Source organism: Yersinia artesiana, from assembly GCF_902726545.1.
In the GTDB taxonomy this organism is placed as follows: domain Bacteria; phylum Pseudomonadota; class Gammaproteobacteria; order Enterobacterales; family Enterobacteriaceae; genus Yersinia; species Yersinia artesiana.
In genome coordinates, this window is the sequence record NZ_CACVAD010000050.1 from 1 (window position 1) to 14,829 (window position 14,829).

Sequence of the window (14,829 nt, forward strand, 5' to 3'; positions counted from 1 at the left end):
CTATAACACTTTCCGCAATTTTTATATAACCAGCATGTAACTCTTTAATGGCATTTGTAGAATAGTCGGGGACAGGAATATTTCCACGCGTATTTTCTATTTTCATCTCATATTTTTGTGGACAACTTTTATATCCTGTTAATTCAGCATATCCATTTTTAAAACCAAGATTCAGTGGCTTAATGCTGAGATTTTTTTCGAAAAAATTAATTTTCGTCGCGATTTTTGATAAAGAAACCATAATATATCCAATAATCAAGTAAATCTGCCATATTATTAACAATACGGTTTAGATACATATCAATTGATCATCCATTATTTGGGGGATTACGTCTTTCAAAAAGTGTAGAGGATGGCAAATGGATAAAAAAGGGAACCTACCAAGCCCCTACTTATCAGGAGTACACGACAAGCACCCATCTGAAACATCATGCTTGATCGCCAGTTCAATAAAACCAGTAAAAGTTATTCTGCTATCTTTTAAGTTGTTTCTACACACGACAAAAGGAGCATGCCGATGTCCCGTCTTACCGCGAAAGATTTTTCCCCCGAACTGCTCGAACTCTACGATTATTACGCCCACGGTAAGATAACCAAGCGGCAGTTCCTTGAATTGGCAGCAAAATATACCGTCGGCGGTCTGACCGCACTCACGCTACTGGGTCAGCTCAGCCCAAACTACGCACTTGCTCAACAAGTCGAGTTTACTGATCCCGACATCATTCCTTCGTATATCACCTACCCTTCCCCCAATGGCCACGGTGAAGTTCGCGGCTATCTGGTTCGCCCAGCCAAAGCAACAGGCCCGCTTCCGGCGGTGATAGTTGTTCACGAGAATCGGGGGCTAAATCCCTACATTGAAGATGTCGCCCGCCGTGTGGCAAAAGCCGGATTTATTGCACTCGCCCCTGATGGACTCAGCTCTGCCGGCGGATATCCCGGCAATGATGATAAAGGTCGTGAGCTGCAACAGCAGATTGATCCTACCAAGCTGATGAATGACTTTTTTGCTGCGATTGAGTTTATGAAAGCAAATGAAGCCACCACCGGTAAAGTCGGGATTACCGGCTTTTGTTATGGTGGAGGAGTAGCTAATGCCGCCGCTGTCGCCTATCCCGAACTGGCGGCGGCAGTCCCTTTCTATGGGCGGCAAGCTAAAGCCGAAGATGTTCCCCGCATCAAAGCCCCCTTGTTACTTCACTATGCTGAGTTGGATACCAATATTAATGCGGGCTGGCCAGCTTATGAACAAGCACTCAAAGCCGCGAACAAGACCTATGAGGCTTATATTTATCCTGGTGTAAATCATGGCTTTCACAATGATTCCACACCACGCTATGACAAAGCAGCCGCTGGCCTGGCATGGGAACGCACCATCGCCTGGTTCCGCCATTATCTGGCCTAAGTATCAGGGTGAGCTAACGCCCGTGTAACAGTGTTAGCTTACCCCACTGAATTAATAAGAGTTTTCATCACAACTTAAGCATGACTTCCACTGCAACCCCCCTCAAATACAACACCACTCCACCACATTTCCTACAAGACGATCCAATCTGCGTATATTCCACACTGATTTAATGACGCGGATCAATGTATCGGGTTTTAACTATTGATCGAATGCTTATGATTATCATTTAATTTATCATTCAGAATGCAATAGAGCCTGTTATGAATATTGATTTGATGCCATATCACGCCCGTCAGGGGCCGCTACCTTTCCCAAAACGCTGGGCCACAATGCCCTGGCGGGATAGTCGCCCATTACCGGCAGAGTCACTCCAGGATAGCTGGCAGGCACTGCTACAAAAAGCGTTACCACCTAATAAGCGTTTGCTTTATTTACATATTCCGTTTTGCGCGACTCACTGTACTTTCTGCGGCTTCTATCAAAATCCATTGCAACCCGACAGTACCGCGCGTTACACCGACTACCTGTTGCGGGAATTGAGCATGGAGGCCAGCAGCCCACTGCTACAAGGGGGGCCAATTCATGCTATTTACTTCGGTGGTGGCACGCCCAGTGCGCTTTCAGCACAACAGTTACACAGTATTATCAGCCAGTTGCGTAAAAGTTTACCGCTAGCTCCAGACTGTGAAATAACCATTGAAGGGCGAATTTTCAATTTTGATGATGAGCGGATTGATGCTTGTCTGGAAGCAGGTGCTAACCGTTTCTCGGTCGGGGTACAAACCTTTAATACCCGCATTCGTCAGCGCATGGGGCGTAAGGCCAGTCGTGATGAGGCGATTCATTTTCTGACTAATCTGGCTTCCCGCGATCGCGCCGCCGTAGTTTGCGATTTAATGTTCGGCTTACCCCATCAAACACCAGAAACCTGGCAGGAAGATTTGGCTATCGTGCGCCAACTGCCACTCGATGGTGTTGACCTGTATGCCCTTAATCTGTTGCCAACCACACCACTGGCCAAGTCAGTAGAAAATAACCGGATAGAGCTGCCGACACTGGCGCAGCAGTGTGATTTTTACTGTAGCGGCGCTGAGAGCCTCGCCCAAGCCGGTTGGCATCAGTTAAGTAATAGCCATTGGGCGCGCACCACTCGTGAGCGCAATCTTTATAACTTGTTGATTAAACAAGGAGCGGATTGTCTTGCATTGGGTAGCGGCGCGGGCGGCTCTTTACAAGGGCACGCCTACATGCAGCACCGTAGTCTGGATAACTACTACCGATTAATCGATAGCGGGCAAAAACCATTGATGATGATGACGCAAGCCAGCGGCGAACATCCGTGGCGGGCTAAATTGCAAAGCGGTATCGAAGTCGGCCGCTTAGATTTGAGCGAGTTAATCACAGATCCCTACCCGTTAATGCCATTGATCACGCAGTGGCATCAGAGTCACCTGCTAAAAGATGACAGTTTCTGCTTACGGCTCACCGACAGTGGGCGTTTTTGGGCCAGTAACATCATGCAGGCTCTGCAAAATATTATTCCTTCACTTATTACCACGGAAAGCCATTCATGAATGCTCCAACTCTCCAAAACAAACCCTCTTTGGCCGAATTTCTTGCCACTCAACCCGATGGCACGCTGGAACAAATTGCTCAGGATTATCAGGTCAGCCCGCTTGATGTGGTACGTGAATTACCAGAACGCGTATTAGTCGGCGCGGAGCATTTTGATCGTGTCTGGGACAGTATGACGGAGTGGGGAGATGTCACCACCCTGGTGCATACCGCCGATATTATTTTGGAGCACAAAGGCCCACTGCCGAGCGGTTTTCATCGCCACGGCTATTTCAACCTTCGCGAAAAACAAGGTCTTAGCGGTCATATCAGAGCACAAAACTGCCAGGCCATTGCCCTACTGGAGCGCCCGTTTATGGGCATGGCAACTGCATCAGTCCAATTTTTCAATCAGCAAGGTGATGTGATGCTGAAAGTCTATGTTGGCCGTGATGAACATCGCCAGTTACGTGCTGATGGCCTTGCCGCCTTCCATCAACTGGCTCAACAGCTTGCTCAGGAACCGTCTGTTTTCAATAAAGAAATCAAGGATACACCATGAAACCCTGGCTGATATTTGGTGCGGGTCATGGTGTGGGTGCACATCTGCTTGCACTGGCAAACCAACATGCCGACGCGGCTCAGAACCCGCGCCCTGTCACATTATTGATCCGTAATCCGCAGCAAGCAGAAGAGCTGCGCAGCCAAGGGCTAACCGTGGTGTGCGGGGATGCCTGTGATCCAGACAGTGTGCATCAGGCCTGTAAACTGGCAGGGCCTGATGCCGCCATCATTTCGACCTTAGGTAGCCGCAGTGCCGATTATCAAGGTAACCGATTGATCATCGATACCGCCGAGAAGCTAGGCCTGAAGCGTATGCTTTTGGTGACATCCATTGGCTGCGGCGATAGTTGGTCGACGCTTTCCCCCGCCGCCCGAGCCGCTTTTGGTCAGGCAGTACGCGAGAAGTCACTGGCTGAGAGCTGGTTACAAACCAGTGGACTGACTTATACCCTGATTCGGCCCGGCGGTTTACTGGATCAACCTGCAACGGGGAAAGCCATCCGTTTGCAAACCGAGGCTCATGGTCTGGTTACCCGCGAAGATGTTGCCATTCATTTGAGCCAGATGATCGAAGATCCGGCCACATATCGTCAGATTTATGCGCTTGTCGAACCAGGATTAGTTCGCAAAGTAAAAATCAATTAACAATAAATATGTCTTGATGTAACACCGAACCATGATTGATAATGCTTATCATATTGATAGTGGTTATCATTGCCTTGCCGATTATATGGATAAACAGTTGAACAAAGCACCCACAATGAATGACGAGCCTGCGGCCAAACCTCCTACGGGCAGCAAACCCCTGTCTGTCTCCAGCGAGCAATTGCTGGGGGAGCACGGTGTCGCTTTTATCATTCATCAGGGCGAATGCTATCAACTGCGCCAGACCAAAGCAGGGAAACTGATACTGACTAAATAATAACCCCAATGTCATTGCCGTGACAGCAAGATAGTGGTTCCCGCTAGCACCGCTGTGGCGTCAAGGGCAAAAGGATACATCGCAAGCCACCCAGATTTTAGAATCAAGGCAGCCAGCAACCTATTTATTTGTTTTGCATATGATTTTTTTGCATAGAAAATATGGAGAATTGCCGACATGCCGCGTTCCACTTCCGACCGTTTCCGCTGGTCCCCACTCAGTTTGGCAATCGCTTGCACTTTGCCTCTTGCTGTTCAAGCTGCTGATACCACATCCACTCAAACCAACAGCAAAAAACGCACTGCCGATACCATGGTAGTGACTGCGACCGGTAATGAGCGCAGCAGTTTTGAAGCACCGATGATGGTGACAGTGGTTGAGGCCGATACACCGACCAGCGAAACCGCCACCTCCGCCACGGATATGCTGCGCAATATTCCAGGACTGACCATCACTGGCAGCGGGCGCGTTAACGGGCAGGATGTGACACTGCGTGGCTACGGCAAACAAGGCGTGCTGACTTTGGTTGATGGTATTCGCCAGGGCACTGACACCGGCCACCTGAACTCTACCTTCCTCGATCCGGCGCTGGTCAAGCGTGTTGAAATCGTCCGCGGCCCGTCAGCATTGCTATATGGTAGTGGTGCATTGGGCGGAGTCATTTCTTATGAAACCGTTGATGCCGCCGATCTCTTGTTACCGGGCCAAAATAGCGGTTATCGGGTTTACAGCGCTGCGGCGACCGGTGATCACAGCTTCGGCTTAGGTGCCAGCGCCTTTGGTCGCACCGATGATGTCGATGGCATTCTCTCTTTCGGCACTCGTGATATCGGCAATATTCGCCAAAGCGACGGTTTTAACGCACCAAATGACGAAACCATCAGCAATGTGCTGGCAAAAGGCACCTGGCGCATTGACCAGATTCAGTCGTTAAGTGCCAATCTGCGCTATTACAACAACAGCGCACTGGAGCCAAAGAATCCGCAAACCAGCGCGGCATCCAGCACCAATCTTATGACCGACCGCTCGACTATCCAACGTGACGCCCAGCTTAAATACAACATTAAGCCACTTGATCAAGAATGGTTGAATGCCACCGCACAGGTTTACTACTCCGAAGTGGAAATCAATGCTCGACCACAAGGCACGCCAGAAGAAGGACGCAAGCAAACCACCAAAGGTGGCAAGCTGGAAAACCGCACCCGCCTATTCACCGACAGTTTTGCATCACACTTGCTGACTTACGGTACAGAAGCCTATAAACAGGAACAAACACCGAGCGGCGCAACAGAAAGTTTCCCGCAGGCAGATATCCGCTTTGGTTCTGGCTGGCTGCAAGATGAAATCACCTTACGTGACCTGCCGGTTTCTATTTTGGCCGGTACTCGCTATGACAACTATCGCGGTAGCAGCGAAGGCTATGCCGATGTAGATGCCGATAAATGGTCATCTCGTGGTGCCGTCAGTGTGACACCGACAGACTGGCTGATGTTGTTTGGTTCCTATGCTCAGGCTTTCCGCGCGCCAACCATGGGCGAGATGTACAACGATTCGAAACACTTCTCGATGAATATCGCGGGTAATACTCTGACCAACTATTGGGTACCCAACCCGAATCTGAAACCGGAAACCAACGAAACTCAAGAATACGGTTTTGGCTTGCGCTTTAACGACCTGATGCTGGCTGAAGATGATTTGCAATTCAAAGCCAGCTACTTCGATACCAACGCCAAAGACTATATCTCCACCGGCGTGACCATGGACTTCGGCTTCGGGCCGGGTGGCTTGTACTGCAAAAACTGCTCTACCTATTCCACCAATATTGATCGGGCAAAAATCTGGGGTTGGGATGCCACTATGACTTACCAAACCCAGTGGTTTAACTTGGGTCTGGCCTATAACCGCACCCGTGGTAAAAACCAAAATACCAATGAATGGCTCGATACCATTAACCCGGATACCGTCACCAGCACCCTGGATGTACCTGTTGCTAACTCCGGCTTTGCTGTGGGTTGGATCGGAACCTTTGCTGACCGCTCTAGCCGAGTCTCCAGCTCAGGCACACCGCAAGCCGGCTATGGCGTCAATGACTTCTACGTCAGCTATAAAGGCCAGGAGCAATTTAAAGGCATGACCACCACCGTGGTGTTGGGTAACGCATTCGATAAAGAGTATTACGCGCCACAAGGCGTGCCGCAAGATGGCCGTAACGCGAAATTCTTCGTGAGCTATCAGTGGTAACTGAATGCAAAAGTTAGTCTGAAATAACACTTCCGGTAATTCAATCAGCGAATTACCGGATTATCATTTCTACCTGTCACCTGCATATAAAAAATCAATAGAACGAGGAAGTTATTATGAGCAAATCAATATACGAGCAGTATCTACAAGCTAAAGCTGATAATCCGGGCAAATATGCACGCGATTTAGCCACACTGATGGGCATTTCAGAAGCGGAACTGACCCACAGCCGTGTCGGGCATGATGCCAAACGTCTGAAAGGTGATGCCCGCGCACTACTGGCCGCATTGGAAGCTGTCGGTGAGGTCAAAGCTATCACCCGCAACACCTATGCCGTGCATGAGCAACTGGGCCGTTACGAAAATCAGCACCTGAATGGTCATGCTGGTTTGATCCTCAACCCACGCAATTTAGATTTACGCCTGTTCCTCAACCAGTGGGCCAGCGCATTCACGCTGACAGAAGAAACTCGCCATGGTGTGCGCCATAGCATCCAGTTCTTCGACCCTCAAGGCGATGCTCTGCATAAAGTGTATGTCACTGAACAAACTGACATGCCAGCCTGGGAAGCCCTATTGGCGCAGTTTATCACCACAGAAAACCCAGAGTTGCAGCTAGAGCCACTGAGCGCACCTGAAGTCACTGAACCGACAGCCACCGATGAAGCTGTAGATGCTGAATGGCGTGCTATGACTGACGTGCATCAGTTCTTCCAGTTGCTCAAACGCAATAACCTGACCCGTCAACAGGCCTTCCGCGCCGTGGGTAATGATCTGGCTTATCAGGTTGATAACAGTTCTCTGACCCAGCTTCTGAACATTGCTCAGCAAGAACAGAATGAAATCATGATTTTTGTGGGCAACCGTGGCTGTGTACAAATATTCACCGGCATGATTGAAAAGGTTACACCACATCAAGATTGGATTAATGTTTTCAACCAGCGCTTCACGCTGCATCTGATTGAAACAACGATTGCTGAAAGCTGGATTACCCGCAAGCCAACAAAAGATGGTTTCGTGACCAGTTTGGAACTGTTCGCTGCTGATGGCACCCAAATTGCACAACTTTACGGTCAGCGCACCGAAGGCCAGCCAGAACAAACGCAATGGCGTGAGCAAATTGCTCGCCTCAATAATAAGGATATCGCCGCATGAGACTAAGGTTACTGTCACTCCCTTTCATTCTGTCACTGAGCGCCTGTCTTCTGCCGCTGAACTCTTTCGCTGCAGAACGTATCGTCACCGTTGGCGGTGATGTCACAGAAATCGCCTACGCACTGGGTGCGGGTGGTGAGATTGTGGCTCGTGACAGTACCAGTCTACAGCCTCAGGCAGTGCAAAAGCTGCCTGATGTTGGTTACATGCGCATGCTTAATGCCGAAGGGATTTTGGCCATGAAGCCGACCATGCTGCTGGTCAGTGAGCTGGCGCAACCTTCACTGGTACTCAAACAAGTCGCGGACAGTGGGGTGAATGTTGTCACTGTACCGGGTCAAACCACACCTGAAAGTGTGGCAGTGAAGATAAATGCTGTTGCCAGCGCACTGAATCAGCAGGAAAAAGGGCAAGCACTTATCAAAGACTATCAGCAACGTTTAGCCGCCGTGAACAACACCCCCCTGCCGGTTAAAGTGCTGTTTGTCATGAGTCATGGCGGCTTAACCCCGATGGCCGCCGGTCAAAATACCGCAGCGGACGCCATGATCCGCGCCGCCGGTGGTAGCAATGCGATGCAGGGTTTTAGCCGCTATCGCCCGTTATCACAAGAAGGGGTGATTGCCAGCGCACCGGATTTATTACTGATCACCAGTGACGGCGTAAGAGCACTGGGTGGCAGTGAAGGTATCTGGAAATTACCGGGGATGGCATTGACACCGGCGGGTAAAAATAAACGCCTGCTAGTGGTTGAAGATATGGCGCTACTCGGCTTTGGCTTGGAAACACCGCAAGTGCTGGCGCAACTGCGCAAGGGTATGGAACAAGCGCAATGAATTGCCGTATCCACCCGCGACTCATGCTGAGTATCCTGCTGATGATCCTGATCATCCTGGCACTCGGCTCGGCCAATATGGGTGCATTGACACTCTCATTTCGTACCTTGTGGCATGCATCATTAGATGATGCCATGTGGCATATTTGGCTAAATATCCGCCTGCCTCGTGTGCTGCTGGCGGTAGTGGTCGGCTGCGCACTGGCGGTTTCCGGTGCGATCATGCAGGGGTTATTCCGCAACCCACTGGCAGATCCCGGCCTGTTGGGGATCAGCAGTGGTGCAGCCCTGTGTGTCGGGCTGATTATTGTGATGCCATTCAGTCTGCCGCCACTGCTGGCGCTTTACAGTCATATGGTCGGAGCCTTTATTGGCAGTCTGGCCATTTCTGCCATTATTTTCACCCTCAGCCGCTGGGGGCATGGCAACTTATCCCGTTTGCTGCTGGCCGGCATTGCGATCAATGCGCTGTGCGGCGCGGCGGTTGGCGTACTGACTTATATCAGTGATGACCAGCAATTACGTCAGTTCTCCCTGTGGAGTATGGGCAGTTTAGGTCAGGCGCAATGGTCGACACTTATGGTGGCAGCATCATTGATTCTGCCTGCTTGTGTGCTCGGTTTGCTGCAAGCGCGCCAGTTGAACCTGTTGCAGCTAGGGGATGAAGAAGCGCACTACCTCGGTGTTAATGTCAAGCAAGCCAAACTGCGCTTGCTGTTACTCAGCGCGATTTTGATTGGTGCCGCCGTCGCTGTCAGTGGTGTTATTGGCTTTATCGGGTTGGTCGTTCCGCATCTTATCCGGATGCGGATCGGAGCTGATCATCGCTGGTTACTACCCGGTGCAGCGCTGGGCGGGGCTTGCCTGTTACTGACCGCCGATACACTAGCCCGAACTCTGGTCGCACCGGCAGAAATGCCAGTCGGGTTAATCACCAGCCTACTGGGCGGCCCTTATTTTCTGTGGCTGATTTTACGTCAGCGGGAGCAACGCAGTGGTTGATATGGCATTGGTTGATACGGCGCTATTAGAAGCGAATCAGCTTTCCTACCATGTACAGGGGCAAAAGCTGATTAATAACGTTTCACTTCAAATTGCCAGCGGTGAAATGGTAGCGATTATCGGGCCAAACGGCGCAGGGAAATCCACTCTGCTACGTTTATTAACCGGCTATCTCGCACCATCTGAAGGTCACTGCCAGTTGCTCGGTAAGAACCTCAATAGTTGGCAGTCTCAAGCATTGGCCCGAACCAGAGCGGTGATGCGCCAATACAGTGATTTAGCCTTTCCATTCAGTGTTAGCGAAGTGATTCAAATGGGCCGCGCACCTTATGGGGCGGCGCAAAATCGTCAAGCGCTGCAAGAAGTGATGGCGCAAACCGACTGTCTGGCACTGGCGCAGCGGGATTACCGTGCACTGTCCGGTGGCGAGCAACAACGGGTTCAACTCGCTCGAGTGTTAGCGCAACTGTGGCAACCGGAACCGACCCCGCGCTGGTTGTTCCTTGACGAGCCGACTTCCGCATTAGATTTGTATCATCAACAACATACCCTGCGCTTATTACGTCAGCTCACCCTTCAGGAACCCCTGGCGGTGTGCTGCGTGCTGCATGATTTGAATCTGGCCGCACTCTATGCCGATCGTATTTTGCTGTTAGCACAGGGCGAACTGGTGGCCTGTGGCACACCAGAGGAAGTGCTCAATGCCGAAACACTGACCCGCTGGTATCAGGCTGATTTGGGCATTTCGCGTCATCCGGAAAGCGCCCTGCCACAGATTTATCTGCGCCAATAATCTCAAGCCAACCCCCAACAACTCGATCTTGCAAGGTGAAGATAGGTAGAAGAGCAAAGCGTCCGCGCCAGGGAAGGCGCGGCTCGAGCCCCCAGGGAAGCTTGTTTTAACAAAAGAAGTGTGGCGTCTTTACGATCTGCCTGTTCCCACCGCTACGGGCACTTTGTCATTAACCTCATCAGCCTCAGGTTGGCTTGGTTTTTCTGTCCCTATCGGCAACCCATCTTCTTCCAGCAATTCGTAAATCGTCTTACCCACTTTTTGCACAGCGCGTTCAATTTCAGCCGTCATCGGTTTGCTGTAACTCAATCGCAAACAATTACGATATTTACCTGAAGCAGAACAGATAAATCCAGCCGCCACCTGTACACCTAATGGCAACAAACAGCGATTTAGGCGCAAGCTATCAAAGCCATGCGGCAATTCGACCCATAACATAAAGCTGCCTTGTGGCCGACTCAAACACGTATTCGGCGGGAAATACTTCATCACCCAACCGGTCATAATGTCGCGATTACGTTGGTATTGACGGCGCATCCGACGTAAATGCTGCATGTAATGGCCCTGCTTGATAAATTCAGCCATCGCCAACTGTGGCAATGACGCAACCCGTCCGGCAGAAATGTATTTCATGTGTAGCGCTTTATTCAAATAGCGCCCCGGAGAAATCCAACCAATACGTAAGCCCGGTGCCACCGTTTTTGAAAAAGAGCTGCACAGCAATACCCGCCCATCATCATCAAATGAGGCAATGGTCGGTGGGCGCGGATATTGATAAGCCAGTGCGCCATACACATCATCTTCAATAATGGCGATGTCGTAACGCTGAGCGAGGGTCAATAATGCCTTTTTGCGCTCATCCGGCATATTGTAGCCCAGTGGGTTATTGCAGGTCGGTGTCAGTTGCACGGCTTTGATCGGCCATTGATCCAACGCCATTTCCAAGGCTTCCAGACTGATCCCCGCCACCGGATCGGTTGGGATCTCAATCACCTTCATGCCCATCCCTTTTAGGGTTTGCATCGCGCCATGAAAACTGGGGGAATCCACCGCCACAATATCACCGGGCTGGCAAACGGCACCTAATGCAACTGCTAACGCACCGTGGCACCCGGAAGTAATAATAATATTTTCAGCTGATTGATGATTACCACTGTCGAGCATCAGGCGGGCGATTTGTTCACGTAATACCGGCGAGCCGTAAATATTGTCATATTCCAGCACTTCTTCACTTTGATGAAGACTCACCCGGCTTAATAAGCGGCTGAGTATTTTAAGCCCTGGGCCAGAAAGGTCAGGCGAGCCAGCCCCCAGATGGATAACATCTTCCTGATCACTTTTTTGCAAAAATGCCAGCGTATTTTCCCACTGTGAAATCTCGACTGGCCGCTGTGCATGGGTGCATGTGGCGGGTAAGGAGGGCAAATTTGAACTGCAACGCACGAAATAACCCGACTTTGCCCGCGCCTCAATCAGCAAGCATTCTTCCAGTTGCCGATACGCCTGCTGTACGGTGCTAATACTCACCCCATGCTCGTCACTCAAGAGCCTGACCGAGGGGAGCCGCTCACCGGTGGCATAAAGCCCGGCTTTAATTCGCTGACTAAGAATGTCGGCCAGTTGTTGGTAACGAGTCATTGGTATCACCTGATAAATGAGAAAGAAGCAGTACAGATGGCTCGAAATCAAACCATTCAGTTGATATATCGCATATCTGTATGGAAATAATAGTCCTAATTTGCATCTGTAATGTTTTGCGCCAAAGTTTCATGCTAATGGCTCACCTACTGACGGGGAGTCGATGATGAATAATATAATTGAAGATCAAATAGATGAATGCTGCTCATCGACCGCACGAGCCGCAAAAAGTCGCCAAAATATTTTTATTCGATTATGTCTGAAAGCATACAGATATGTGTATCAATGGAATGAACGGCGTAAAGCAGCCAATGTCATGGCGAGATTGAATTCAAATCAGCTAAAAGATATTGGCCTGAGCCGGGAAGATATCAAGCGCGATTACAGCCGCCCGTTTTGGCGCTGAGAAGAAATAATGTGATAAATAGCCCGCAGAGATCGCGGGCTATTGAAGAATATAGGGAACTGGTTAGAAATCGTAGCCCACTGTTGCTTGTACTGAGCGCTCTGCGCCCCAGTAGCAATACGAGGTGCTATAGCAGGCGGCGACATATTTTTTGTCTGCGATATTATTCACATTCAATTGAACAAACGCGCCTTTCAACGATGCAGCCCATGTCCCTAAATCAGCACGAACAGAGGCATCACCCAAGGTATAAGAGGGTACACGCAAGGTATTGGCATCATCTGCCCACTGCTTGCCAATGTAACGGATACCGGCTCCCACATTGATGCCGTAACCCGCTTCATACTGCGCCCACAGCGATGCCATATTGGACGGTGCTAATACCGGTGTATTACCATCATTGCCATCAATTGCATCTTTGAATTTCACGCGATTATAGGTATAACCGGCAATCACACTCAGCCGGTCACTAATCTGACTTCTAGCTTCCAATTCCAGCCCTTGTGAATTGACCTTACCTGCCGGCACATAATAAGTCGCCGGTACTGCACGGTTTGCCACATCATTTTGGGTCAGATCATATAAGGCGGCGGAATAGAGCGAAGTGCTGCCCGGCGGTTGATATTTGATCCCCACTTCATACTGCTCGCTGGTCATCGGTTTCAGCAGTTTTTGCTGTGCATCCGGGAACAAACTTGGCGTAATAGCCTGGCTGTAACTGACGTATGGCGAAATACCGCTATCAAAGCTGTACAACAGTGACGCACGCCCACTCGCGTGGTTATCGGTGCGTTCATCGGCGCTGTTGGTAGTGTTATTAATATTTTCCGTTTTCATCCGATCATAACGGCCGGACAGATTCAGGTGCCAATTATCCAGTGTCATTTCGTCTTGCAGATAAACGCCACTTTGTTCATAGCGACGATTTAAATAGGATGTATTAATGCCTGGAGTGGTCAGCAGATAATCGCTATACAGCGTCGAACCACCCGAAACACCGGTATAGGGGTTTAACGGCGTGGCATAAGCACTGTCACTGCGCAGATTGTTGCGAAACTTCTGGAAATCAAAGCCCAGTAATACTTTATGTTTAACCGCGGCGGTCGCGAAATCTGCTTCCAGTTGGTTATCCACCGCAAAGGCATTGAGCGAGGAGTCTTCGCCAGAATAATAGCGATTCATCAGGGTACGGTCGCTATTCCAACCCCCTTGGTAAACCTGTTCTAACTGAGTATTAGAATGGGTATAACTGGCGTTTTGGCGGAAAGACCAAACATCATCAAACTTATGTGAAAATTCATAGCTATAGATTTGTTGCCAGCGCTTAAAGACATTGTGATTACTTTCGCCATCAAAGAAGCCGCGACTCAACTTTTGCCCATAAATGCTGCCATCAGCCGGAACCGCACTGTGGTAACCGCCGGAAGGATCTTTTTGCAAATTGGCGCGCAGCAACAATGAGGTATTTTCATCGGGTTGCCACAATAATGACGGCGCAATCGCATAGCGCTCTTCGCGCTGATGGTCATACATGGTGTCGCTGTTACGGGTAATACCGGTCAGGCGGAATGCCCAATGCTCAGATATCGCGTCGGTATAATCAAATGCCGCAACTTGTGTATTGTTATTACCGGCCGTTAGGCGGAAATGACCTTCAGAAATAAACTGCGGGCGCTTGGAAGTCATCATCACCACGCCGCCGGGAATGCTCTGACCATATAACGCAGAAGATGGGCCTTTAATAACATCAATACGCTCAAGGAACCACGGATCCACTTGCAGCACATTATAACTGCCGCCATCACTGAGTAAGCGCAGCCCATCAAGGAAGGTATTGTTTACATCACCGCCGTGGAAACCGCGCAAGGCGATAGTGTCATAACGGGTTGCACCACCTGAAAAACCAGTGAAGACGCCCGGCGTGTAATTCAGCGCCTGATTAACTGTCGCAACGTTTTGATCGTCCATCTGCTGGCGGGTAACCACTGATACAGCTTGTGCTGTCAGGATGAGCGGCTGATCAGTTTTGGTTGCCCCTTTGGTGGTGGTTGCGGTGTAACCCGAGGTGGGTAAATCAGCTTCGTGGCCGGCTTTAGCCGTCACTTCTATTGTATCGTCAGCAATGGAGGCTAATGGGATAAACATAGCCAGTGAACATAAAATAGCGGAGCGCTTTATTATAAAAGCCGAGAACATAGTTATCTTCCCCAGAGAATGAGCATATGAAATAGATGGTTATCAATTAGCATCCATTGCTATTTTCGCCCGGCAAATACCCTTGCCTGCGCGCCACATATCGTGGGTCCATAAGT

At 50.0% G+C, this 14,829-nt stretch carries 14 protein-coding genes; 11 read left to right on the plus strand and 3 right to left on the minus strand.

Going from position 1 to position 14,829, the window contains the following annotated elements; all coding sequences use genetic code 11:
• The coding region (locus HU019_RS15765) for a hypothetical protein (RefSeq protein ID WP_174850500.1) at nt 1–241 on the minus strand (241 nt) is incomplete at its 3' end.
• Nucleotides 242–517: 276 nt separating this feature from the next.
• On the opposite strand from HU019_RS15765, the gene yghX reads away from it, so the two are divergent.
• The 10 genes from yghX to HU019_RS15815 all read left to right on the plus strand — a co-directional run bounded on the left by yghX (nt 518) and on the right by HU019_RS15815 (nt 10,473).
• Nucleotides 518–1,405: a YghX family hydrolase gene (yghX, locus tag HU019_RS15770; protein ID WP_174849531.1), complete on the plus strand. Its 888-nt coding sequence runs from the start codon at nt 518–520 to the stop codon at nt 1,403–1,405.
• A gap of 263 nt (nt 1,406–1,668) precedes the next feature.
• On the plus strand, nt 1,669–2,982 hold the full coding sequence (gene hutW / locus HU019_RS15775) for a heme anaerobic degradation radical SAM methyltransferase ChuW/HutW (RefSeq protein WP_174849530.1): 1,314 nt from the start codon (nt 1,669–1,671) through the stop codon (nt 2,980–2,982).
• A complete protein-coding gene (gene hutX, locus HU019_RS15780) occupies nt 2,979–3,524 on the plus strand; it encodes a heme utilization cystosolic carrier protein HutX (protein ID WP_174849529.1) in 546 nt (181 codons plus the stop codon). Before hutW ends, hutX begins: the two co-directional genes overlap by 4 nt.
• A complete protein-coding gene (locus HU019_RS15785) occupies nt 3,521–4,171 on the plus strand; it encodes an SDR family oxidoreductase (protein ID WP_174849528.1) in 651 nt (216 codons plus the stop codon). Before hutX ends, HU019_RS15785 begins: the two co-directional genes overlap by 4 nt.
• Before the next feature lie 31 nt (nt 4,172–4,202).
• Complete coding sequence (hemP, locus tag HU019_RS15790) at nt 4,203–4,448, plus strand: hemin uptake protein HemP (RefSeq protein ID WP_050078878.1); 246 nt, start codon at nt 4,203–4,205, stop codon at nt 4,446–4,448.
• Nucleotides 4,449–4,625: 177 nt separating this feature from the next.
• A complete protein-coding gene (locus HU019_RS15795; protein ID WP_174849527.1) occupies nt 4,626–6,689 on the plus strand; it encodes a TonB-dependent hemoglobin/transferrin/lactoferrin family receptor in 2,064 nt (687 codons plus the stop codon).
• A gap of 116 nt (nt 6,690–6,805) precedes the next feature.
• Entirely contained in the window at nt 6,806–7,843 is a 1,038-nt protein-coding gene (locus tag HU019_RS15800) for a hemin-degrading factor (protein ID WP_174849526.1), read from the plus strand.
• Complete coding sequence (locus tag HU019_RS15805; RefSeq protein ID WP_174849525.1) at nt 7,840–8,679, plus strand: heme/hemin ABC transporter substrate-binding protein; 840 nt, start codon at nt 7,840–7,842, stop codon at nt 8,677–8,679. The genes HU019_RS15800 and HU019_RS15805 overlap by 4 nt, the downstream gene beginning before the upstream one ends.
• Nucleotides 8,676–9,680, plus strand: coding sequence for a FecCD family ABC transporter permease (locus HU019_RS15810; RefSeq protein WP_005175607.1), 1,005 nt, complete (start codon nt 8,676–8,678; stop codon nt 9,678–9,680). Before HU019_RS15805 ends, HU019_RS15810 begins: the two co-directional genes overlap by 4 nt.
• The gene (locus tag HU019_RS15815) at nt 9,673–10,473 is read left to right on the plus strand and encodes a heme ABC transporter ATP-binding protein (protein WP_174849524.1); all 801 of its coding nucleotides are present in this window, start codon (nt 9,673–9,675) and stop codon (nt 10,471–10,473) included. Before HU019_RS15810 ends, HU019_RS15815 begins: the two co-directional genes overlap by 8 nt.
• A gap of 129 nt (nt 10,474–10,602) precedes the next feature.
• On the opposite strand, the gene HU019_RS15820 is transcribed toward HU019_RS15815, so the two are convergent.
• On the minus strand, nt 10,603–12,111 hold the full coding sequence (locus HU019_RS15820) for an aminotransferase-like domain-containing protein (RefSeq protein WP_174849523.1): 1,509 nt from the start codon (nt 12,109–12,111) through the stop codon (nt 10,603–10,605).
• A 166-nt stretch (nt 12,112–12,277) separates the two neighbouring features.
• Between HU019_RS15820 and HU019_RS15825 the strand changes: the two genes are divergently transcribed.
• Nucleotides 12,278–12,517, plus strand: a complete 240-nt coding sequence (locus HU019_RS15825; protein ID WP_174849553.1) for a DUF1127 domain-containing protein — start codon at nt 12,278–12,280, stop codon at nt 12,515–12,517.
• 63 nt (nt 12,518–12,580) lie between these two features.
• On the opposite strand, the gene HU019_RS15830 is transcribed toward HU019_RS15825, so the two are convergent.
• Nucleotides 12,581–14,713: a TonB-dependent siderophore receptor gene (locus tag HU019_RS15830; protein ID WP_174849522.1), complete on the minus strand. Its 2,133-nt coding sequence runs from the start codon at nt 14,711–14,713 to the stop codon at nt 12,581–12,583.
• Between the last annotated feature and the right edge of the window lie 116 nt (nt 14,714–14,829).

Bases quoted from the DNA above. Each gene is read 5' to 3' on its own strand.
- yghX (WP_174849531.1), top strand. From the start codon at position 518: ATGTCCCGTCTTACCGCGAAAGATTTTTCCCCCGAACTGCTCGAACTC.
- hutW (WP_174849530.1), top strand. From the start codon at position 1,669: ATGAATATTGATTTGATGCCATATCACGCCCGTCAGGGGCCGCTACCT.
- hutX (WP_174849529.1), top strand. From the start codon at position 2,979: ATGAATGCTCCAACTCTCCAAAACAAACCCTCTTTGGCCGAATTTCTT.
- HU019_RS15785 (WP_174849528.1), top strand. From the start codon at position 3,521: ATGAAACCCTGGCTGATATTTGGTGCGGGTCATGGTGTGGGTGCACAT.
- hemP (WP_050078878.1), top strand. From the start codon at position 4,203: ATGATTGATAATGCTTATCATATTGATAGTGGTTATCATTGCCTTGCC.
- HU019_RS15795 (WP_174849527.1), top strand. From the start codon at position 4,626: ATGCCGCGTTCCACTTCCGACCGTTTCCGCTGGTCCCCACTCAGTTTG.
- HU019_RS15800 (WP_174849526.1), top strand. From the start codon at position 6,806: ATGAGCAAATCAATATACGAGCAGTATCTACAAGCTAAAGCTGATAAT.
- HU019_RS15805 (WP_174849525.1), top strand. From the start codon at position 7,840: ATGAGACTAAGGTTACTGTCACTCCCTTTCATTCTGTCACTGAGCGCC.
- HU019_RS15810 (WP_005175607.1), top strand. From the start codon at position 8,676: ATGAATTGCCGTATCCACCCGCGACTCATGCTGAGTATCCTGCTGATG.
- HU019_RS15820 (WP_174849523.1), bottom strand. From the start codon at position 12,111: ATGACTCGTTACCAACAACTGGCCGACATTCTTAGTCAGCGAATTAAA.
- HU019_RS15825 (WP_174849553.1), top strand. From the start codon at position 12,278: ATGAATAATATAATTGAAGATCAAATAGATGAATGCTGCTCATCGACC.
- HU019_RS15830 (WP_174849522.1), bottom strand. From the start codon at position 14,713: ATGTTCTCGGCTTTTATAATAAAGCGCTCCGCTATTTTATGTTCACTG.